The organism is Burkholderia sp. L-4, assembly GCF_056856535.1.
In genome coordinates this window covers 773,713-793,091 of the sequence record NZ_JBXEOX010000003.1, presented here as the reverse complement: position 1 = coordinate 793,091, position 19,379 = coordinate 773,713, and the positions used below count along the sequence as shown (strand labels likewise).

General features: G+C 66.4%; 21 protein-coding genes. 12 read left to right on the top strand and 9 right to left on the bottom strand.

Annotated features, from left to right (window positions below):
• Positions 1 to 213: 213 nt before the first annotated feature.
• Entirely contained in the window at positions 214 to 1,581 is a 1,368-nt protein-coding gene (locus AC1VVG_RS34080) for an MmgE/PrpD family protein (protein WP_482837573.1), read from the top strand.
• The gene (locus AC1VVG_RS34075) at positions 1,578 to 2,909 is read left to right on the top strand and encodes an LLM class flavin-dependent oxidoreductase (protein ID WP_034190403.1); all 1,332 of its coding nucleotides are present in this window, start codon (positions 1,578 to 1,580) and stop codon (positions 2,907 to 2,909) included. The genes AC1VVG_RS34080 and AC1VVG_RS34075 overlap by 4 nt, the downstream gene beginning before the upstream one ends.
• 1 nt (position 2,910) lies before the next feature.
• On the opposite strand, the gene AC1VVG_RS34070 is transcribed toward AC1VVG_RS34075, so the two are convergent.
• From AC1VVG_RS34070 to AC1VVG_RS34040, 7 genes are all read right to left on the bottom strand, one after another.
• Positions 2,911 to 3,750, bottom strand: coding sequence for an amino acid ABC transporter ATP-binding protein (locus tag AC1VVG_RS34070; protein ID WP_343728017.1), 840 nt, complete (start codon positions 3,748 to 3,750; stop codon positions 2,911 to 2,913).
• Complete coding sequence (locus AC1VVG_RS34065) at positions 3,737 to 4,522, bottom strand: amino acid ABC transporter permease (RefSeq protein ID WP_482837572.1); 786 nt, start codon at positions 4,520 to 4,522, stop codon at positions 3,737 to 3,739. Before AC1VVG_RS34065 ends, AC1VVG_RS34070 begins: the two co-directional genes overlap by 14 nt.
• The gene (locus AC1VVG_RS34060; RefSeq protein WP_124671283.1) at positions 4,512 to 5,246 is read right to left on the bottom strand and encodes an amino acid ABC transporter permease; all 735 of its coding nucleotides are present in this window, start codon (positions 5,244 to 5,246) and stop codon (positions 4,512 to 4,514) included. Before AC1VVG_RS34060 ends, AC1VVG_RS34065 begins: the two co-directional genes overlap by 11 nt.
• On the bottom strand, positions 5,243 to 6,085 hold the full coding sequence (locus AC1VVG_RS34055; protein WP_049036066.1) for a transporter substrate-binding domain-containing protein: 843 nt from the start codon (positions 6,083 to 6,085) through the stop codon (positions 5,243 to 5,245). Before AC1VVG_RS34055 ends, AC1VVG_RS34060 begins: the two co-directional genes overlap by 4 nt.
• Before the next feature lie 501 nt (positions 6,086 to 6,586).
• Positions 6,587 to 7,183, bottom strand: a complete 597-nt coding sequence (locus tag AC1VVG_RS34050) for an NADPH-dependent F420 reductase (RefSeq protein WP_059562196.1) — start codon at positions 7,181 to 7,183, stop codon at positions 6,587 to 6,589.
• A 27-nt stretch (positions 7,184 to 7,210) separates the two neighbouring features.
• On the bottom strand, positions 7,211 to 7,978 hold the full coding sequence (locus AC1VVG_RS34045) for an SDR family NAD(P)-dependent oxidoreductase (protein ID WP_069706430.1): 768 nt from the start codon (positions 7,976 to 7,978) through the stop codon (positions 7,211 to 7,213).
• A 12-nt stretch (positions 7,979 to 7,990) separates the two neighbouring features.
• Positions 7,991 to 8,725 carry an SDR family NAD(P)-dependent oxidoreductase gene (locus AC1VVG_RS34040; RefSeq protein ID WP_059562232.1) on the bottom strand — a complete coding sequence of 245 codons (735 nt, stop codon included), beginning with the start codon at positions 8,723 to 8,725 and terminating at the stop codon, positions 7,991 to 7,993.
• 105 nt (positions 8,726 to 8,830) lie between these two features.
• On the opposite strand from AC1VVG_RS34040, the gene AC1VVG_RS34035 reads away from it, so the two are divergent.
• The 5 genes from AC1VVG_RS34035 to AC1VVG_RS34015 all read left to right on the top strand — a co-directional run bounded on the left by AC1VVG_RS34035 (position 8,831) and on the right by AC1VVG_RS34015 (position 12,835).
• Positions 8,831 to 9,754 (top strand): LysR family transcriptional regulator, encoded by a 924-nt coding sequence (locus tag AC1VVG_RS34035; protein ID WP_034190410.1) that lies wholly within the window; start codon positions 8,831 to 8,833, stop codon positions 9,752 to 9,754.
• A gap of 383 nt (positions 9,755 to 10,137) precedes the next feature.
• Entirely contained in the window at positions 10,138 to 11,019 is an 882-nt protein-coding gene (locus AC1VVG_RS34030; RefSeq protein ID WP_473376915.1) for an NmrA family NAD(P)-binding protein, read from the top strand.
• A 33-nt stretch (positions 11,020 to 11,052) separates the two neighbouring features.
• Positions 11,053 to 11,427 (top strand): hypothetical protein, encoded by a 375-nt coding sequence (locus AC1VVG_RS34025; RefSeq protein WP_124609944.1) that lies wholly within the window; start codon positions 11,053 to 11,055, stop codon positions 11,425 to 11,427.
• Positions 11,428 to 11,499: 72 nt separating this feature from the next.
• Positions 11,500 to 12,213: an SDR family oxidoreductase gene (locus tag AC1VVG_RS34020; protein ID WP_069706427.1), complete on the top strand. Its 714-nt coding sequence runs from the start codon at positions 11,500 to 11,502 to the stop codon at positions 12,211 to 12,213.
• Positions 12,214 to 12,373: 160 nt separating this feature from the next.
• Positions 12,374 to 12,835: a MarR family winged helix-turn-helix transcriptional regulator gene (locus AC1VVG_RS34015; RefSeq protein ID WP_034190413.1), complete on the top strand. Its 462-nt coding sequence runs from the start codon at positions 12,374 to 12,376 to the stop codon at positions 12,833 to 12,835.
• A 37-nt stretch (positions 12,836 to 12,872) separates the two neighbouring features.
• On the opposite strand, the gene AC1VVG_RS34010 is transcribed toward AC1VVG_RS34015, so the two are convergent.
• Positions 12,873 to 13,928, bottom strand: a complete 1,056-nt coding sequence (locus tag AC1VVG_RS34010) for an SDR family oxidoreductase (protein WP_473376916.1) — start codon at positions 13,926 to 13,928, stop codon at positions 12,873 to 12,875.
• Between the two features lie 58 nt (positions 13,929 to 13,986).
• On the opposite strand from AC1VVG_RS34010, the gene AC1VVG_RS34005 reads away from it, so the two are divergent.
• Positions 13,987 to 14,988, top strand: coding sequence for an AraC family transcriptional regulator (locus AC1VVG_RS34005; protein ID WP_059562187.1), 1,002 nt, complete (start codon positions 13,987 to 13,989; stop codon positions 14,986 to 14,988).
• Between the two features lie 60 nt (positions 14,989 to 15,048).
• Here the strand turns inward: AC1VVG_RS34005 and AC1VVG_RS34000 are convergent, their stop codons facing one another.
• Positions 15,049 to 15,246, bottom strand: coding sequence for a hypothetical protein (locus AC1VVG_RS34000; RefSeq protein WP_082744785.1), 198 nt, complete (start codon positions 15,244 to 15,246; stop codon positions 15,049 to 15,051).
• 339 nt (positions 15,247 to 15,585) lie between these two features.
• On the opposite strand from AC1VVG_RS34000, the gene AC1VVG_RS33995 reads away from it, so the two are divergent.
• From AC1VVG_RS33995 to AC1VVG_RS33980, 4 genes are all read left to right on the top strand, one after another.
• Positions 15,586 to 16,893: an NtaA/DmoA family FMN-dependent monooxygenase gene (locus AC1VVG_RS33995; protein ID WP_034190417.1), complete on the top strand. Its 1,308-nt coding sequence runs from the start codon at positions 15,586 to 15,588 to the stop codon at positions 16,891 to 16,893.
• A gap of 175 nt (positions 16,894 to 17,068) precedes the next feature.
• Positions 17,069 to 17,872, top strand: a complete 804-nt coding sequence (locus AC1VVG_RS33990; protein WP_049036649.1) for a transporter substrate-binding domain-containing protein — start codon at positions 17,069 to 17,071, stop codon at positions 17,870 to 17,872.
• Between the two features lie 4 nt (positions 17,873 to 17,876).
• Positions 17,877 to 18,611 (top strand): ABC transporter permease, encoded by a 735-nt coding sequence (locus tag AC1VVG_RS33985; RefSeq protein ID WP_059562182.1) that lies wholly within the window; start codon positions 17,877 to 17,879, stop codon positions 18,609 to 18,611.
• Positions 18,608 to 19,375, top strand: a complete 768-nt coding sequence (locus tag AC1VVG_RS33980; RefSeq protein ID WP_034190419.1) for an ABC transporter permease subunit — start codon at positions 18,608 to 18,610, stop codon at positions 19,373 to 19,375. Before AC1VVG_RS33985 ends, AC1VVG_RS33980 begins: the two co-directional genes overlap by 4 nt.
• Positions 19,376 to 19,379: the final 4 nt, after the last annotated feature.

The window sequence follows — 19,379 nt, the reverse complement described above, 5'->3', positions numbered from 1 at the left end:
CCGCTTGGGGAAGCCCGGACGGATGCGATCGCGCGTTTTGCGACAGCCTGCCTCCGTCCAGGCAACGCTGATTACGCGATATAGAAAGCTCGAATACTTGGTTGGGCGCGCACGGATGCTTCGCTAGTATCCAACGCTCCCATTCGAGCGGGAACCGGACGGTTCCCGGTTGCGCCGCCCGTTGCGGCGATTCGCGACTTTCCAACTGCCGACATGTCTTCCCACTTGATTCCCGACGGCACGGCCGGCGACATCACGCGCCGGCTGGCCGAGGCGATCGCGTGCGCCGAACCCGCGCGTGATCCGTCCGCGATCGCTGCCGCGCGGCGCGGCCTGCTCGACTTTCTTGCCGCCGCGTTCGCCGGCGCTCGCGACAACGGTTACCGCAAGCTGCTGGCGGTGTGCGCTCGAGAATCGACCGGCGCGGCAGCGGTGATCGGCAGTGCGATTCCGGCATCGTCGCAACATGCCGCGCTGCTCAACGGTTATGCAGGCCACGCGCTCGACTACGACGACGTGCACAGCAGCGTGCGCGGCCATCCAGGCACCGTGCTGCTGCCGGCGCTGCTCGCGCTCGCGCAGGTGCGCGCCCGCGGCGCGCTCGAACTGCTCGATGCATACGTCGTCGGCGTCGAGACGATGGCGCGAATCGGTCTCGCGCTCGGCAGCCGCCACTACGAACTCGGCTTCCACAACACCGCGACGCTCGGCACGCTCGGCGCGGCGGCGGCCGCCGCACGTCTGCTCGGGCTCGATGCGGCGGCCACCGAAAACGCGCTCGGCATCGCCGCGACGCAATCGGCCGGGCTGCGGCTGCAGTTCGGTAGCGAGGTCAAGCCGTTGCACGCGGGCCTGGCGGCACGCGCGGGGCTGCTCGCCGCGGAACTCGCCGAGGCCGGCTTGGCCGGCGCACCGGGCGCACTCGACGGCCCGGAGGGATTCTTCGCCGTGTTCGGCGGCGGTGCGTCGCAACCGGCGCGCGTGCTGGCCGACTGGGGCGCGCCGTGGCAGATCGTGGCGCCGGGGCTGTACTTCAAGCCGTGGCCGTGCTGCACGGCAACTCATTACGCCGTGCAGGCCGCGCTCGATTTGCGCGCCCGCCATCGCATCGCGCCGGCGGACATCGACGGCATCGCGGTCACGTTCCCGCCCGGCGGCGATACGCCGCTGTCGAACCGACTGCCGGCCACCGGCCTCGAAGCGCGCTTCAGCGTGGAATACGCGGTGGCCGCCGCACTGACGGACGGGCCGCCCGGTGTCGCGACGTTCGCCGACGTGCCCGTGCGCGGCGACCTGATCGCGCTCGCCGCACGCGTGACGCGGCGCCACGATGCCGCGGCGCCGCGCGCGTCGACCGATCCCGCGACGCGTTTCTCGGTCGTCGAGATTGCGCTGCGCAACGGCGACACGCTGCGGCAACGCACCGAACGCCTCGTCGGTGCCGATGACCTTGCCGCGAAGTTCGCGGACGCGACCGCTCACGATCCCGCACTCGCGTTCGTCCCGGCACTGATCGACACGATGCGAAGCACGGCCGATCTCGCCCGGCTTTTCCACACCTTTACGCCGCTTCAATCATGAGCACCGATCGCAGCACACTTTCCCGCCGCCAGATGCGTCTCGGGTTGTTCCTCCAGGGCGCTGGACACCACGTCGCCGGTTGGCGCCACCCCGATGCCGAATCCGGCAGCGAGAACTTCGATCTCATGCGCCGCGTCGTGCAGACCGCCGAGCGCGCGAAGTTCGACATGGTCTTCCTGGCCGACGGCCTGACGAGCGGCCCCGACGCGCATCCGTCGATGGCCATGCGCTTCGAGCCGCTGAGCCTGCTGTCGGCGCTCGCGATGCATACGCGGCGCATCGGCCTGGCGGCGACCGCGTCGACGACGTACAGCGAGCCTTACCATATCGCGCGCGTGTTCGCCTCGCTCGACCACCTGAGCGGTGGGCGCGCGGCATGGAACGTCGTGACGACTTCATACGACCGCACCGCCGCGAATTTCACGCGCGGCAATCATCCGGATCACGCGCAGCGCTACGAGATGGCCGGCGAATTCGTCGATGTCGTGAAGGGGCTGTGGGACAGCTGGGACGATGACGCGGTCGTCAGGGACAAGGCGCGCGGTGTGTATTTCGACCCGGCGAAGGTGCACACGCTCGATCACGCCGGACACTTCTTCAACGTGAAGGGGCCGCTCAACGCGTCGCGTCCGCCACAGGGCCATCCGGTCGTGATCCAGGCCGGCTCGTCGGGTCCCGGCCAGGAGCTAGCCGCGCGCACCGCGGAAGTCGTGTTCACTGCGCAGCAGACGCTCGAGGAAGCGCAGGCTTTCTATCGCGACCTGAAGGGGCGGCTCGCGGCATACGGCCGCGCCCGGGACGCAATTGCCGTGATGCCGGGCGTATTCCCGGTGATCGGCCGCACCGAGCAGGAAGCCAAGGACAAATATGCGCAGCTCCAGCAATGGACCGATACGTCCGGCGCGCTGACGCTGCTGTCGGACCGTCTCGGCCACGACGTGTCGAAGTATCCGCTCGACGGCCCGCTGCCCGACCTGCCCGAATCCGACCAGTTGAAGAGCCGCGCGAAGCTGCTGACCGATCTCGCGCGCCGCGAGAACCTCACGCTGCGCGAACTCTATTATCTCGTCGCCGGCGCACGCGGGCATCGGATCGTGTGGGGCACGCCGACGCAGGTCGCGGACGCGCTCGAGGAGTGGTTCGATGGCGGCGCCGCAGACGGCTTCAACATCATGCCGCCCTATTTCCCGGGCGGACTCGACGATTTCGTCGAGCATGTCGTGCCGGAACTGCAACGGCGCGGCCTGTTCCGCACCGAATACGAGGGCACGACGCTGCGCGACCATCTCGGGCTCGCGCGCCCGCCGAGCCGCTACGCCGCGCGTTGAGTCAGACCGCGAAGCGCGTCAGGTCCAGGGCGATCGGCGCGTCGTCGCGGCTTGCGTGGGCGCTGCCGGCCGGGCCGAGCGCATGGGCGAGGAAGGCCCGCGTGCGCGGGCTTTGCGGCGCGCGGAACAGTTGCGCGGCCGGCCCGTGCTCGACGATCACGCCCGCCTCGGTGAAGTAGACGACGTCGCTGATTTCCTCGGCGAACCGCATCTCGTGCGTGACGAGCACGCAGGTCATGCCGTCGCGCACGAGATCGCGAATCACCGCCAGCACGTCGCCGACGGTTTCCGGATCGAGCGCGGACGTCACCTCGTCGAACAGGATCAGGTCGGGCTGCATCGCGAGCGCGCGGGCGATCGCGACGCGCTGCTGCTGGCCGCCCGACAGCTCGCCGGGGTAGGCATGCGCCTTGTCCGCGAGACGCACGCGTTCGAGCAGTGCGTGTGCGGTGCGCACCGCGTCGGTGCGATCGCGGCCGAGAATCCGTACCGGCGCGACGACGAGATTGTCGATCACGCTCAGGTGCGGAAACAGGTTGTATTGCTGGAACACGAAACCGACCCGCTTGCGCAGCGCGATTTCGTCGCGCTCCGATGCGAGCCGGTCGACGCGCGTGCCGTCGACGTCGATCAGGCCGCGCTGCGGCCGCAACAGCCCGGTGATGCAGCGCAGGATCGTGGATTTGCCGGAGCCGGACGGACCGATGATGGACACGGCCTGACCGCGGTGCACGTCGAGATCGATGCCGCGCAGCACGGGCGTCGTACCGTAGGACAGATGCACGTCGCGCAGGCGGACGAGCGGCTCGTCCGCGCCGCGCGGAGTTTCAGTGGAATGCATGACGTCGTTCGAGAAGGCGGGTGAAACGGGCGATCGGGTAGCAGTACGCGAAAAACAGGCCGAGTACCGTGAAATAGACGACGACGGTGAAGTCGGCACGCGCGACGGTGTTGCTCGCGACCTGCGCGGTGTCGAGGAGGTCGTGCACGCCGACCAGCGACGCGAGCGCGGTCGCCATCGCAATGCTCGCATACAGGTTCATCCACGGCGGCAGCATGCGGCGTACGCATTGCGGCAGGATGATCCAGCGGAACACCTGCACGCGGCTGAACGCGAGCGAGCGGGCGGCGTCCCACTGCGCATTCGGAATCGACTGGATCGCGCCGCGGAAGATTTCCGCGAAGTTCGCGCTCGCGGGCAGCGCGAGGCCGAGCGTCACCTTGAACCAGTCCGGAAACGGCAGCGCCGCATGGCCGAACCTGATCTCGAACGGGAATACGTAGGTCGAAAAATAAATCAGCACGAGAAGCGGCGCGTTGCGGAACACTTGCACGTACGCGCGCGCCATGACGCGTGCGATGCCGAGCCGCGACAGCGTCAGCGGGCCGAGCACGAGGCCGGCGAGCGTGCCGATCGCGATCGCGATCGCGCTGATGCCGATGTTGACCAGCATCGCCTTGCCGAGCGCCGGCAGCCACGTGGCGAGCGCGACGAGGGTCGGGTGATGGCGGGCCGCGACGGCCAGCGCGACGACGGCCAGTGCGGTCAGTGTCGCCGCGACGGCGGGCCATCGTACGACGCGCACGGGCTGTGCGCGCAAGTCAATGGCCATAGCCGGGTATCCTCAGGCGGTGTTCCAGCCAGCGTCCCGCGAGGTTGACCGCGAACGTGAGCGCGCCGAAGAAGAGCAGGATCAGGATCATCAGCTCGAGCACATTGTCGCGCTGCGTCCAGATCATGATCGACGCATAGGTGACGTCGCCGACGGCGATCGCCGAGGCGACCGTCGTCATCTTCACGAGGTCGACCAGGTTGTTGACGAGCGCGGGCAGCGCGAAGCGCACCGCGAGCGGCAGTTGCACGTGCCAGAGCCGCTGGCGGCGGCTGTAGCCGAGCGATTGCGCTGCCTCGAGCGTTGCGCGCGGGACCGCTTCGAGGCCGGCGCGCAGCGCTTCAGCATGGAACGCGCCCTTGTGCAGCGAGATCACGATGACGCTCCAGAGGAACGGCGTCAGCGGATTGCCGCCCAGATCGCGCAGCGCGGCGCTGATCAGCATGTTGACGACGAGGAATGCGCAGAACAATTGCACGAGCGTCGGTGTGTTGCGGGTGACTTCGACGAAGGCACGCGCAGGGCGCGCGAGCGCCGCGCTCGGCGACACCAGCAGCGCGGCGAGCACGATGCCGCAGGCGAGGCTGCCGAACGCGGTCGCGATCGACAGTTCGAGCGTCACGCCCATCCCGTGCACGAACGACGCGCGTTCGTCCGGGGCGAGCACGAAGCTGTAATCGAGGCCGAACGTGCGGAGTGCATCGACGGCGGCGGCCACCGTCATGTGCGCTGCGCCTTGAGCTTCGCGTGCAGGTCGAGCACGGCTTGCGACGGCGTCATTCCGTTCTTCCGCTCGACGTCGAGCAGCCAGCCGCTGCGGTGCCAGTCCTGGACGATCCGGTCGAGCGCGTTTTGGGTATCGGTCTCGCCCTTGCGGACCCAAATCACGGCCGGCGACGGAATCAGGTCGCTCGACAGCGGGGTCGTATAGTCCTTCCAGTCGGGGTTGCGCGCGACGAGCATGCGCAACGTCGGTGCGACGTGCACGGCGGCCACGCAGTTGTTGCCGCGCAGTGCGAGCAGCGATTCCGGCTGACCGCGGAAGGCCTTCACCTGCGCGCCGTATTCCGTCGCGAGCGGCTTCGTGTAGTTGCTGCCTTGCGACACGCAGACCGGCTTGCCGCGCAAGTCGGCCCAGGACTTGATACCGCTGTCCTTGCGCGCGATCAGCGCGCCGCCGATGGATTCGAATGGCGTCGGCGCATACGACAGTATCTCCGCGCGCTCCGTCGTCAGCTCCATGTTGGCGATCAGCGCGTCGACCTTGCCCTGCTGCAGGAACTGCACGCGGTTCGACGGCTGCACCGGTGTCAGCTCGGCGTCGACACCGAGCCGCTTCGCGACGTCGTTCGCCAGATCGACGTTGAAGCCGACCGGTTTTTGCGTCGCGGGATCGAGCGAGCCGAACGGCGGGCCCGACAGGATCACGCCGATCGAGATCTTGTGACGTTGATGGATGCGATCGAGCGTGCTGTCCGCGCGAGCGACACCGGAAAAAGCGGAAAGGAGGGCGGCGAGGAAAAGCGCGTGGCCCGACGTGGTGCGAAACGATCTGCTGAACATGGGAAAGAGGAACGTTGTTGGAGCGACGCGGGGCGGAGCGTCGCGCGCCCGGTTGTCGGGAGCCTGTATTCTCGGGATGTGGAACGCATCCAAGAACCAACAAATTCTCATACCGTTATCTGATCCTCCGATTTACGCAGAGGAACGCGACGTTTTCGCGGCCAAAATGGCGATTTAGCGGAGGGCTCGCGCGGGCGGATGCTGAACGGATCTGCGCGAACCGGTCGGCTGGCCGCGCCATGCGGCGCGGCGCCAGCGATCACGCACGCGCATGCGGCCGCGAGGCTCGAGGCGATGCCCGCTGGAAGACGACTCGAGCGTGTGGCGGACAACCGTTTGAACTCACGGTGGTTTCACTTCCCTGGGTCGACGACGACCGGCGAAACGGCGTCGTCGACCTGGCATCGGTGGAGGAGGTGATTCGTCATGCGAATCAAAATAATTCTGTCGTGGGCGCCCTCCGACTCGTCGGCTCAGGGAACATCCGGAAACCGTTGACCGTCAGTCAAACGTGATCAAGTCCTTAAAGATCAGTTTTCCCCAGTTGTTTCCGCGCGCGTGAACAAGCAGTCCACCGTCCGAAAGTCCGCCGAGTGATATCGGCGCGAAACCCAGTTTTTCCGCAAGCGCGCCGATCTCCGCCGCGGCACCGTCATCATCGCTCGCGAGGAACACGACTCTCCTGCCGCCCTGTACGGCCGGGTCCTGGCCGAGAATGGCCGCCGCCAGATGATTGAAGCCTTTCACCAGCCTGGCTCCGGTGAACGCGTGCGCGACGAACGCAGAGGAGGGAAGACCGTCCAGTTCCTCGGGCGGGGCGAAGGTGTTCGTCACGTCGACGATGATCTTGCCCGTCCAGTCCGGCAGCGCTTTCGCGACCGCCGGGTGCGACTCGAAACGGACCGCCAGAAAGATGATGTCCGCCTTGACCGCTTCCGCCAGCGTGGCGGGAATGATCGAACGCCCGATCGCTGCCGCATCGGACGCGAAGCTTGCCGGATCGCGCGTGCTTGCAACGGCCACGTCGATGCCGTTGCGGGCGAACGCCCTGGCCAGTGCGTGGCCGATCTTGCCGAAGCCGACGATTGCGTAACGCATGGGTTTCTCCTTCGTTTCCCAGTGTGGTCAGAGCTTGTAACCGCCGCTCGCTTCAATCGTTTGGCCGGTGACCCAATGGCCCTCATCGGACGCCAGGAACGCCACGACAGCGGCGATTTCCGCAGGCTCGCCGAAGCGGCCCAGCGCGATCTGGGCCTCGGCCGCCTTGACGAGTTCGGGATTCTCCCGAAAGGCGGCGTTCGCATCCGTTCGCGTGAAGCCCGGCGCCACGGCGTTCGCGGTGATGCCACGCGGCCCCAGCTCGATTGCGAGCGTATGGGTCAGGGTATTGATGGCTGCTTTCGCCATCGAGTAGACGGGCGCGGCCGTCACGGGCTTCGTGGCGGCCGCGGAAGATATGTTGATGATGCGTCCGCCGTCGGCGAGGCGATCCAGTGCGGCTTGAATGATGAAGAAGGGCGCGCGGGCGTAGACCGCCATCAGGGTGTCCCAACTCTCCGGCGTCGCTTCCTTGAAGCCGAGCCAGCCGGAATTGCCGGCGTTGTTGACCAGAATGTCGAGAGTCTTGCTTCCGTTCCGCCTCGTGAACTCGTCGTCGAGTCTTTCGAACAATGCCGGGACGGTCGTCGGATCAACGAGATCGGCGTGGACGGCGAACGCCTTGCCTCCCGCTTTCTCGATGGCCACGATCGTTTCGTCCGCGCCGGATTTGCTGGCGTTGTAGGTCAGTGCGACGGTCGCCCCGTCCTTTGCCAGACGTTCGGCGATGGCGCGGCCAATGCCTCGTGATGCCCCGGTCACGAGCGCGGTCTTGCCCTTCAGTGATTGCGTCATCTGTTTTTCTCCTCAGAGCTGTGCCAGGCCGCCGTCAACGGCGACCTCGCTGGCGGTCATGAAGCTGCTGTCCGACGACGCAAGAAAGGCCGCCACCGCGCCGATCTCGGCCGGATCGGCCATACGCTGGAGCGGCGTCAGCGCGCCGTAGGCCTTCTGGCCCGCTTCGCCCAGCGCCTCCTTGGCGAGTTCGGTCGCCGTCGCCCCGGGCGACAGCACGTTGACCCGGATGCCGGTGCCTTTCAGGTCCGCAGCCCAGGTCCGCGCGAGGTTGCGCACCGCGGCCTTGCTCGCGCTGTAGGCCGTGAATCCCGGGGCTCCCGTGGTGCCGGCGCTCGATCCGGTCAGGATGATCGAACCACCCGGGCCCATCAGCGGCAGCGCCTTCTGGACCGTGAAGATCGAACCCTTCACGTTGGTGTCGAAGATTTCGTCGATGTGCTCGGCGGTGAGCTGGCCGAGCGGAAGCGGGCTTCCCGCTCCGGCGTTGGCAAAGACGATGTCGAGGGTGCCGCGCTCCGCCTTGACCGCCGCGTAGAGCCGGTCGAGGTCGGCCGGATCGGCGACCGAGCCCTTCACCGCGCGGGCATTGGGCCCCAGCTCGGCCACCGCGGCGTCGAGTGCCGCCTGCCGGCGGCCGAACAGGTAGACGAAAGCGCCTTCCTCGATGAAGCGCTGCGCCGCGGCGCGGCCGATGCCGGTTGCGCCGCCGGTGATCACGGCAGTCTTGCCATTCAGTCTGTTCATGTCGTGCATCCTTCGAAACAAAAGTGACACGCCGATTCTGGAGCACTTGATTCATGAAGCCAATTGACTGAATATCTATAAGTACCATCTACTTTATAGATAGATATGCTGGACAACGTCACCATCAATCAACTTCGGGCGTTCGTTGCCGTGTGTGACCAGGGAAGCTTTTCCGGCGCCGCGAGGGAGCTGAGGCGTGCACAGTCGGCGGTCAGTCATGCGATCAGCGCGCTCGAGAGCGCGTTCGACGTGGTGCTGTTCGAGCGCAACACGCGCAAAGCGACGCTCACGGCCGCGGGCCGCAGCCTCCTGCCTGATGCACGCGGGGTGATCTCGCGCACCGAGGAAATGAAGATGCGTGCGGTGGCGATTGCCGAGACCGGCGTCCCGCAGGTCTCGATCGCCGTGGACACCTATTTTTCGCGGGCGCACCTGATTGAATGCCTGCACACCGTGCAGGCGGACTTTCCGACGGTTGCAATCAATCTGCGCATGACAACCATGCAGGGCGGCGAGCGTCTGGTTCTCGACGGGACGTGCGCATTGGCAGTCACGATCACGGACGTGCCCGAGCTGAGCCCGGGCACCGTGGAACGGCATCATTTATGCGATGCGCAGATGGTGACCGTCTGCGGGCCATCGCACCCGCTGGCCGCGATGGCGATGCCGATCCCGCGGGAAGAATTCGGCCGGCACATCCAGCTCGTCGTCACCGACAACCAGCCCGATGCGGAAAAGACCCAGCAGGGAGTCGCCAGTGAACGCCAATGGTGGGTAAACGACCTCGGCGCGAAGCACGACTTGCTCAAAGGCAGCCTGTGCTGGGGGCACATGCCGCGCCACATGGTCGAGGCGGACCTCGCCAACGGCGCCCTTGTCGAGCTCAAGCGGCGTGCCTGGCACATGCGTCCCCTGACGTTCATGATCTCGCAGCGGCGCGGGTACGCGCTTTCCGGATGCGAGGCGCGGCTGGTCGAACTGCTCGGCAATCGGGCGCCACAAAAGGCGGGAAGAGGGAAGTCGACGTAACGTGCGGCCGCTGACGGGTTGAATTCGCAATCGAAAGTCGCCAGTCGGAGGGCGGCTGTCGGTTGATTCCTGCCATTTTCATTTGTTCGCTCGCGCCCGCCGGATGCGCACTCAACTGTCGGCTCCAGAGATGGTGCGATCCCTTGGCCATCCCGCTGATGAGTCGCATCGTCGCTGAGCGAATCGTTGGCGAGGGCCAGCGCGAACGGCGATTTGCGGTTTGCAGCCCGGCCGAATCGGCGGGCAGGTCGAATACTCGGGCTCCTGACTGATGAACTCCAGCGCCGTCGCCCCGCCAACCAAAAATCTTGACTGTGAGAGCATATGCTCCTATTCTTTGTCTCAAGGGAGCATATGCTCTCATTTTCGAACGGAGCGAAGCGATGAACGAGCCTGAGATTCTTGTGAGCGGTGCAACCGGTCGCACCGGAGGTATGGCGATTGACGAACTGCTCAAGATGCACAAACGCGTGCGTGCCTACGTGCGCACCGATGACGATCGGGCGGCAGCCCTGAGGCGGCGCGGTGTCGATGTCGCGGTCGGCGACTTCACCGGCATCGACGACATTCGGGCAGCGATGGAAGGCATCCGATCGGCGTATTTCCTTCATCCGATCGCGCCGGGGATCATCGGGGCCGCAGCCTATTTCGCACAGGCGGCAAAGGAGGCGGGGGTCACGGCGATCGTCAACATGTCGCAGATTTCCGCGCGCCGGGCGTCGCTGAGCCACGCGGCACAGGATCACTGGGTCTCCGAGCAGGTCTTCGATTGGTCGGGCGTCGCGACGATGCATTTGCGCCCGACGTTCTTTGCCGACTGGCTCGTCTATCCGCATTTTGCGCGGGAGATATGGGCCACGAAGAAGATCGAATTTCCGTTTGGCAACGGCCGTCACGCGCCCATCTCCAGCGACGACCAGGGACGCGTGATCGCCCACCTCCTCGCCAAACCCGAAGGCCACGGGGGCAAGACCTACACGCTGCACGGCCCCGTCGAGATGAACCACGTCGAGATCGCGGACGCGATGAGCGAGGTTCTCGGCGCCCGGATCGAATACGCGCCGATTTCCATCGAGGCATTCCGAATCAAGATGGAGACCCTTTACAAGTTTCCGCCGTTCCTCACGCAGCATCTGGTCGAAGTCGCGCAGAACTACCGAGACGGCATCTTCTCGGGCACCAACGACGCCGTCGAGAAGATCACCGGAACGCCGCCGCTGTCGGTCCAGCAGTTCGTCGAGAAATATCGGGCCGCATTCGTGTGAACACGTCCCTGAAACGAATCGAGGGGTTTGAACATGTCACCCATCCAGCCTGATCGTCACCCGTTTCTCGATGATCTGACGGCCGATGCCGAACTGGTCAGCTCGGTGTTGCGCACGCCCGTGACCGGGCGCGACGAAATCCGGCTCGCCGTCGACGCCGTCGGGACCTTTTACGTTTCGCAGACGCCCACGTTCGTTCAGGCCGTCGGCTCGCGGCTCTTTCTCGAATACGAGGCCGTACTGACGAGCGGCGAGATGCTGAGCGCGGTCGTGGTCGTCGATCGCAACGCCGACGGCTCGGTGCCGCGAGTCAGCGTGCGAATGAGCCCGCTTGGCGCCGTACTGACTCTCGCGACCCATCTGCGGGAGTCGCTTTCGAAACAGTTGCCGGAACACGTCTTTCTCTGAGCCAGGCACCCGCGTGCTCGTGGCGGGCGTCGACACGCCCCCGGCACGCGGCTTTTGAAACAGGAGCTTGTCATGGATATCAAGAACGCCACCGTCTTCATCACCGGCGCCAATCGCGGCCTGGGCCTCGCTTTTGCACGCGAGGCGCTGCGGCGCGGGGCGGCGAAAGTGTACGCCGGTATGCGCAACACGAGCGGTTTCGACGAGCCGGGCATCGTGCCGGTCAGGATCGATGTCACGGATCCGGCGTCGATCGCCGAGGCCGCGAAACGGGCGGCCGACACGACGCTGCTGATCAACAACGCGGGCATCGCCGCGCTGATCGACGGGCCTTTGGCGGCCGACATGCAAGCGCAGTCCGCCCGCTTGTTCGATACCAACTACTACGGCGTGGTGCGCGTCACACAGGCCTTCGAACAGATCCTCGCGGCCCAGCCGCATGCCGCGATCATCAACGTGCTCTCCGATATCGTGTGGCTCCCTCGGCCCTATCTGACGCCGTATGCCGCGTCGAAAGCCGCCGCCTGGAGCTACACGAACCAGCTTCGCTTTCACCTGCGCGAGCGCGGCATCCAGGTTCTCGGCCTGCACGTCGGGTTCGTGGATACCGATCTGACCAACGGCATCGACGTGCCCAAAGCCAGTCCCGGCGACGTCGTACGACGGACCTACGACGCGCTCGCCGCCGGCAAGAGCGAGGTCATGGCCGACGAGGGGACCGCGGTGCTGAAGAGCACGCTCGCGGCCGAGATACCCGGCTACATCACGCCGCCGGCAGGGCTTTGAACACCGCGGTCGACACGGGCCGGATTGGGCGGCGAGACACGAGGTGCGCGGATCGTGCGCCAGCGTTGTCGCTCCCGGCTATCATCGATGGATACGACCATACCCTTGCGCGACGTGTGCGTCGCGCTCGCGCAAGGAACCGAAATCAGGAGTGAACCCGATGTTGCCCGTCAACCAGCCGCTTGGCATCGATCAATGCAACTGCTTCACCGTAAGGAAGGCGAGCAGGCAGATCTCCCGACTCTACGATAGTCATCTCGAGCCCTCGGGCTTGCGCATCACGCAATTCCTCACGCTGGCCGCCCTGCGCGAAGTGGGAAGTACGCCGGTCAACGCCCTTGCCGAACGGCTCGATATCGAACGAACGGCGATGGGGAAGATGGTTGGCTTCCTGGAGCGCGACGGCTTCGTCACGATCAAGCCGTCGCCCACCGACGGCCGCAGCCGCCTCGTTGAACTTACCGAGGAGGGACGGCGCCTGCACGAAAGAGCCTCCCCGCTCTGGCAGGAAGCGCAACGGGAGTTCGAGCAACTGAACGGTGTGGCCAATGTGACGGCGTTGCGAGAAGGGTTGAGAGGCGTGCAGATCGGCGACGTGTCGATGCGCTCGTCGCAAGACTGAGCAGTCATTCGACGAAGGGCGATGAAATCCGCTGTCGTTATCGCTGGCCTGCATCGCGCAGCAGTCCGAGGCGCGCGAGGCTTTCGGCGGTAGCAACAAGGGCGTCCTCGCGCGGGCGGGGCGACCAGCCGAGCAAGCCGATGGCCTTCTGGCTGGTGGCGTTCAGGTTGCGGCCGAGCAGCGGCAACGATCCTCGCAGCGCCGGATCCCTGAGCGCGCCGATGCGCACCAGCCAGTCGGGCAGCACCCGGGTGGACACATGGCGCGCGGCATCGCCCATGCGCGTCTTGAGCACCTGCGCGACTTCGGCGAGCCACATGCTTTCGCCGGCAATGGCAATGAAGCGCTCTCCGTTCGCGGTGTCGTGGGTCATCGCCCGCACATGCAGGTCGGCGACGTCGCGCGCGTCGACGAAACCGGAATTGATGCGCGGATTGCCGGGCTGGCCGTTCAGCATGCCCCTGATCAGGCGGATGGAGTGCGAATAGTCGTCGCCGAGCACGGGCCCGACAACCGTCACCGGGTTGATCGCGGACAGTTGCATGCCGTGCCCTTCTCGCGCGATGAAGTCCCATGCCGCGCGTTCCGACAACGTCTTCGACTTCTGATAAGGCCAGACATCGGCGGCCGTCAGGTTGCTCCAGTCGGTTTCGTCGAAGGGGCGGTTCATTGGCCCGTGTCCGGCGCAAATCGCACCGAAAGCGGAGGTCAGCACGACGCGCCGGACACCCGCGTCCCGCGCCGCACGCAGCACGCGCAGCGTGCCTGCCACGGCGGGCTTGACCCAATCGTCTTCACTCGTCTGCGTGCCGGTGGGCGTGGGCGACGCGCCATGCACGACGTAGGCGCAGCCGGCGGTTGCCCGTTGCCAGCCGTCGTCGGCGAGGAGATCCGCCTCGACGAATGACAGACGATCTCCGGGTTCCGCGCCGCCTCTTTCGAGCTGGGCGCGCACCTGCGTTTCGCGCGCGAGCGAGCGGACGGTGGTTCGTACCTGATAGCCGCGATGCAGCAGCGCCAGGATGCAGTGTTGTGCAATGAAGCCGGTGCCGCCCGTTACGAGAACCGATTCGAGGCTGGTATTGCTGTTCATGTCGTTGAATGTCAGGGATGAAGAACCGGAAGGTTAAGGGCCGGTCTGCCGCTTGTTAATGCTTTATAGTGCGATTTACTTGCGCGACAGTACGATGATGAGCGACGATCCCTTCTCCGACATCCTGAGACTCGCGAACGCCGAATCGCTGGCAACGGGAGGCTTCTCGGCCGGCGGCGCCTGGGCCATTCGCTTTCCGGCACCCGACAAGATCAAATTCTTTGCGGTGGTGAAGGGCACGTGCTGGGTTTGCATCGACGAAGAGGAAACGCCGATCCGCTTTGAAAGCGGTGATGTCGGTCTGCTGACGGCAAAACGATCCTTTGTCCTCGCCAGTGATCCTGGCGTTCCACCCGTCGATGCGATGGCGTTGTTCTCGGGCGCCGGCAAGTCGTCGGCGAAACTGGGCAACGGCGATGATTTCGCCCACATCGGAGGACACGTCCTGCTCGATCCGGTAACCGGCAACTTGCTGTCGGACGTACTGCCGCCCTGGATTCACGTACCGGCCGCATCGCCGCAGGCAGTGAGGGTGCGCTGGCTTCTCGAGCAACTCGTGGAAGAGCGTGCGGCCGATCTGCCCGGCGCGCAGCTCGTATCGGCCCAGCTCTCGCAACTGCTTTTCATTCAGATACTGCGCGCCCATCTGAACGCGTCCGCGCCGTTGGCGGGATGGTTGCGTGCGTTGAGCAACCCACGCATCGCACCGGCACTGCGATTGATGCACGGTGATCCCGCACGCGCGTGGCATCTGGACGAGCTTGCCGCCGCGTGCGCGATGTCACGAACCACGTTCGCTGCGCACTTCAGGGCGAGCGCTGGCGTCGCGCCGCTGACCTATCTCGGCCAGTGGCGCATGCGGGTTGCGGAACGCCGTTTGCGCGACGAGAGCATCCCGGTCGCCCTGCTTGCGCAGTCGCTCGGCTATTCGTCCGAAAGCGCATTCAGTAACGCGTTCAAGCGCATGTCCGGACATGCGCCGACGGCCTATCGTCATATCGCTCGAACGGCTGCCGAAAACATCGGCAGTGAACGCGGCGGCGTTCGCGGGGAAAGCTGACGCTGCCGGTTCGGCACTGCCGCCGTCTCATGGCGGCGCTTCAATGAGAACGGTCGAGGTTCATGCCGGCACGGCGGGCGGCGCCGCGGCATGCACGCCAGGCAGCGCCGGCAGCGCATCGAGCAGCGACGCGGTGTACGGGTGCGCCAGCGCGTCGGCGGGCGTGTCCCCCGATGCTACCGGGCTCTTGTCGAGCACGCTCAAGCGGAACGGTAGCGCAGACAAATCGGAGTGGGAGCGGATGGCGTCGAACGTCATGATGAGGCGATCGGCGCGGGTCGAGGCGGCCTGATCAACGGGTTTTGCATGCCGAATTATTTTGCGGCGCCGTTCGCACGGTCAAACAATCAAGAAGAATATCGAAAGCCGAAAATATTCGTTCCTGCCGCCCCGGGCGCTTGCGTTATGGTCAGTGGTTGCGCCCCCCGCGGCGCGTTCCCGGCGCATGCAGGACGGCCCGGCGCGCGCGTGCTCGCCGTCGCGATGCCGGCATGCTGCCACCGATCGAACGGAATCACGAGGAATGCAGATGAACGATCCACGCGAACGATACGCGACGCGCAGCGCACGCCATGGCGCGACGAACGGAGCCGCGTCATGAGCGGCGCGCGCAGACGACTGAAGACGCTCGTCGGTGCGGCGAGCGTGCTGTACGCGCCCGGCGACCCGGACGTCGTGCACGGTGTGCGCCGCGCGGCGTCGCTCGCACGCAAGGCGGAAGCCGAGAAGATCACCGGCCTCTTTACCGCCGACCTGCTGCAGGCCGACGCGGCTGGCCTGGCCGGCACCACGGGCAGCCAGGAGCCGATCGTCGCGCTGGCGGCATTGAGCCAGGCGACCTCGTCGATCGGGCTCGTCGCGACGGTGTCGACCACGTATCACCATCCGTACAACCTCGCGCGGCTGATCGGCACGCTCGATCACGTCAGCGGCGGGCGGGCCGCGTGGAATGCGGTCACGTCGTCGGTCGGCGAGGAGAATTTCGGCGACGCGGCGTTGCCCGACCCCGAACGGCGTTACGCCCGTGCGGCCGAATTCGTCGAAGTCGTCAACGCGCTGTTCGATGCGAACGATCCGCGTGCGACGCGGCGCGCGCAGGGCGGCGGCCTCTCGGTCGACCCGCGCAAGCTCGGTGCGATCGACTACCACGGCGAGCACTTCCAGGTGCGGGGGCCGCTGAACGTGCCGCCGTCGCCGCAGCGCCGGCCGGTGCTGTTTCAGGCCGGGCAGTCGGCCAGCGGCGTATCGCTCGGCGCGAGGTACGCGGAGGTCGTCTACACGTCTCAGCCGACGCACGACGATGCGCGCGCGTTCGTCGCCGAGCTGCGCCGGCAGGCCGCCGCCTTCGGTCGCGGCGACCGGCCGCCGCTCGTGATGAACTCGTTTCATTCGGTGATCGGCGAGTCCGATGCCGACGTCGCGCGACGATTGCGCGACAAGCATGAGCGCATCGATTACGAACAAGGCAGGCTGAAGCTCGCCGACATGCTCGGCGGCAGTGTCGACTTGCGCGACCTGCCGCTCGATCAGCCGCTGCCGGCGGCGTTGCTGCCTGCTATCGACAGCGTCCATCGCCGGCGAGGGCGTGTCGCCATCTTCGTCGCCTATGCGCGCCAGCGGCTGACGCTGCGCGAACTGATCATCCGCGCACAGGAGACCGGCCACTGGTTCGTCGCCGGTACGCCCGAGCAGCTCGCCGATGCGATCGAGGCGCGCTATCGCGAGGGGCTCGTCGACGTGCTGTCGCTGCACGGGCTCGGCCAGCCGGACCAGGAAGACCTGCTGCTCAACGGCCTGCTGCCTGAATTGCGGCGTCGCGGCCTGCTCGATACCGACTACGTGGGCGGCGATTTCCGCGCGAATCTGGAGCTGCCGGCGCTGCGGCGCGAAACAGCGGAGGCGTGAGCGGGCGAACGATGCACCGTGCGTCGCGTTCGGCGGTGCGCCGTTCCGCCATATCGCGCGATCAGATATTCATCGAAAAAATAACCATTTGGTACACGCTTCGGCACGCATTACAGTCTCGCCTCCTGCCGGCCGCGACGCCGGTCGTTCCGACGTTATTTCAGAAATTCGCCACATGAATCGTTTGATGCGTTCCAGGGTCCGCCGTGCCGCGGCCGCGCTGTTCGTGCTCGGCCTCGTGCCGGCTTCCCATGCGGCCCAGCCGACGTTGCGCGTCGGCATCGACGCCGAGTCGTATCCGCCGTTCTTTTCGAAGGACGCGGGCGGCAAGTGGAAGGGCTGGGAAATCGACGTGCTCGATGCCGCGTGCGGCAAACTGAACGTGCGGTGCGAGCTCACCGACATTGCGTGGGACGGCCTGATTCCGGCACTGCAGAACCGCAAGATCGACGTGATCTGGTCGTCGATGACGATCACCGGCGAGCGGCAGAAAGCGATCGATTTCAGCCGTGCCTATTACGAATCGCCGACGGTGTTCGTCGGCGCGAAAAGCGACCGGCGCCGCGTCGACTGCGCGGTGCCCGCGAGCGTCAAGGGCAGCGTGATCGGTGTCGAGGCCGGCACGAACTTCTCGGCGTTCCTCGATGCCCGCTTCAAGCAGGACGCGCAGATCAAGGCATTCGACAAGTTCGACAACGCGCTCGCGGATCTGGTGTCCGGCCGTGTCGACTACGTGCAGGAAGGCAAGGGGCTGTTCACGGCCTTCCTCGCGTCGCGCGACGGCAAGGACTTCGAGGTCAAGGCGACCTGCGCGGACAATCCGCTGCTGGGCCTCGGGGTCGGCGCGGGCGTGCGCCGCGGCGATGCGCTGCGCGGCAAGCTGTCGACCGCGATCGCGCAGCTGCAGCAGGACGGTACGTGGGATGCGATCACCGCCCGCTATCCGAACCTGAAGGGCACGATCGAGAAGGGCCGCTGACCCGATGGCCGCGGACGACTCGCTGCTCGCGCTGCTTGCATTCGACGACGGTGGATATGGCCACGTGTTCGCGGGCGCGTTCGCGCTGACGTTCGGCGTCGCGGCGGCGTCGTTCTGCACCGGCGTGCTGCTCGGCATCGCCGGCGCGCTCGGCAAGCTGTCGCGCCACGCGCCGCTCGCATGGCTCGCGCGGCTCTACACGACGCTGGTGCGTGCGCTGCCCGAGCTGTTGTGCCTGCTGCTCGCGTTCTATGCGCTCGCGCCTGCCGTCGAGGTCGCGCTGCACCGCGGCGGCCTGGTGCCCGACGGCTTCGCGTTCCCGCCGTTCCTCGTTGCTGCGCTGTCGCTCGGTTTCATCCAGGGCGCGTATCTGACCGACATTTTCCGCGCGGCGCTCGTCAACGTGCCGATCGGGGAGATCGAAGCCGCGCATGCATACGGGATGACGCCATGGCAGACGTTCACGCGCATCCGGCTGCCGGCCGCCGCGCGGCTCGCATTGCCGGGCGTCGGCAACGTGTGGCTGAACGCGACCAAGGACGCGTCGTTCATCAGCGTGCTCGGCTCGTTCACGGACTTGCTGAAGGCGAGCCAGCTCGCGGCCGGCGCGACCCGTCACTACGTATTCTTCTATCTCGTCACGGCCGCGTTGTTCCTGCTGCTGAGCATCGCGTCGACGGGCATCTTCGCGGTGCTCGAGCGGCACGCGAACCGTGGCACGAGGCGCGCGACCGCATGATCTTCTCGCTGCCGTTCCTGTTCGATACGGTGATGCCGAAGCTGCTCGCCGCGGTGCCGACGACGCTCGCGTTGACGCTGCTGTCGGGCACGGCCAGCGTGCTGCTCGGCGTGCCGCTCGCGCTCGCCGCCGGTGCGCGCCATGCGCCGCTGCGCTGGTCCGCGCGCGGCTGGATCATGCTCGTTCGCGGCACGCCGCTGCTCGTTCAGCTGTATTTGCTGTACTACGGATTCGGGCAGATCGTCCCGCGCGAATGGATGCGCGACAGCTGGGCATCGCCGCTGCTGCGCGACGCGTTCTGGTACGCAATCGTCGCGTTGAGCGTGAACGAGAGCGCGTATGTCGCGACGATTCTGCGCGGCGCGATCGCCGGCGTGCCGGCCGGCGAGATCGAAGCCGGGTACGCATACGGCATGACGCGCGTGCAGGTGCTGCGCCGCATCGTCGGCCCGCGCGCGTGGCGGCTCGCGCTGCCCGCGCTCATCGGCGAGGCGATCCTGCTGCTGAAATCGACCGTCCTCGCGTCGACCGTGACGGTGTTCGACGTGATGGGAACGGCCAATACGCTGCGCTTCGAGACGTTGCGCGTCTACGAGCCGCTGGCCGGCGCGGCCGTCGTCTATGTCGTGCTGGTCGCGCTCCTCACCATTCCGGCCTCTCGTCTCGAGAGGCATGTCAATCGCCATCTGGCGCGCGCCCCCCACGCTCGCGTGCCTGCACGCCGTCGCCGCGCGTCGCCCAACGCGTGGGCGGCACCCAACTGATTCC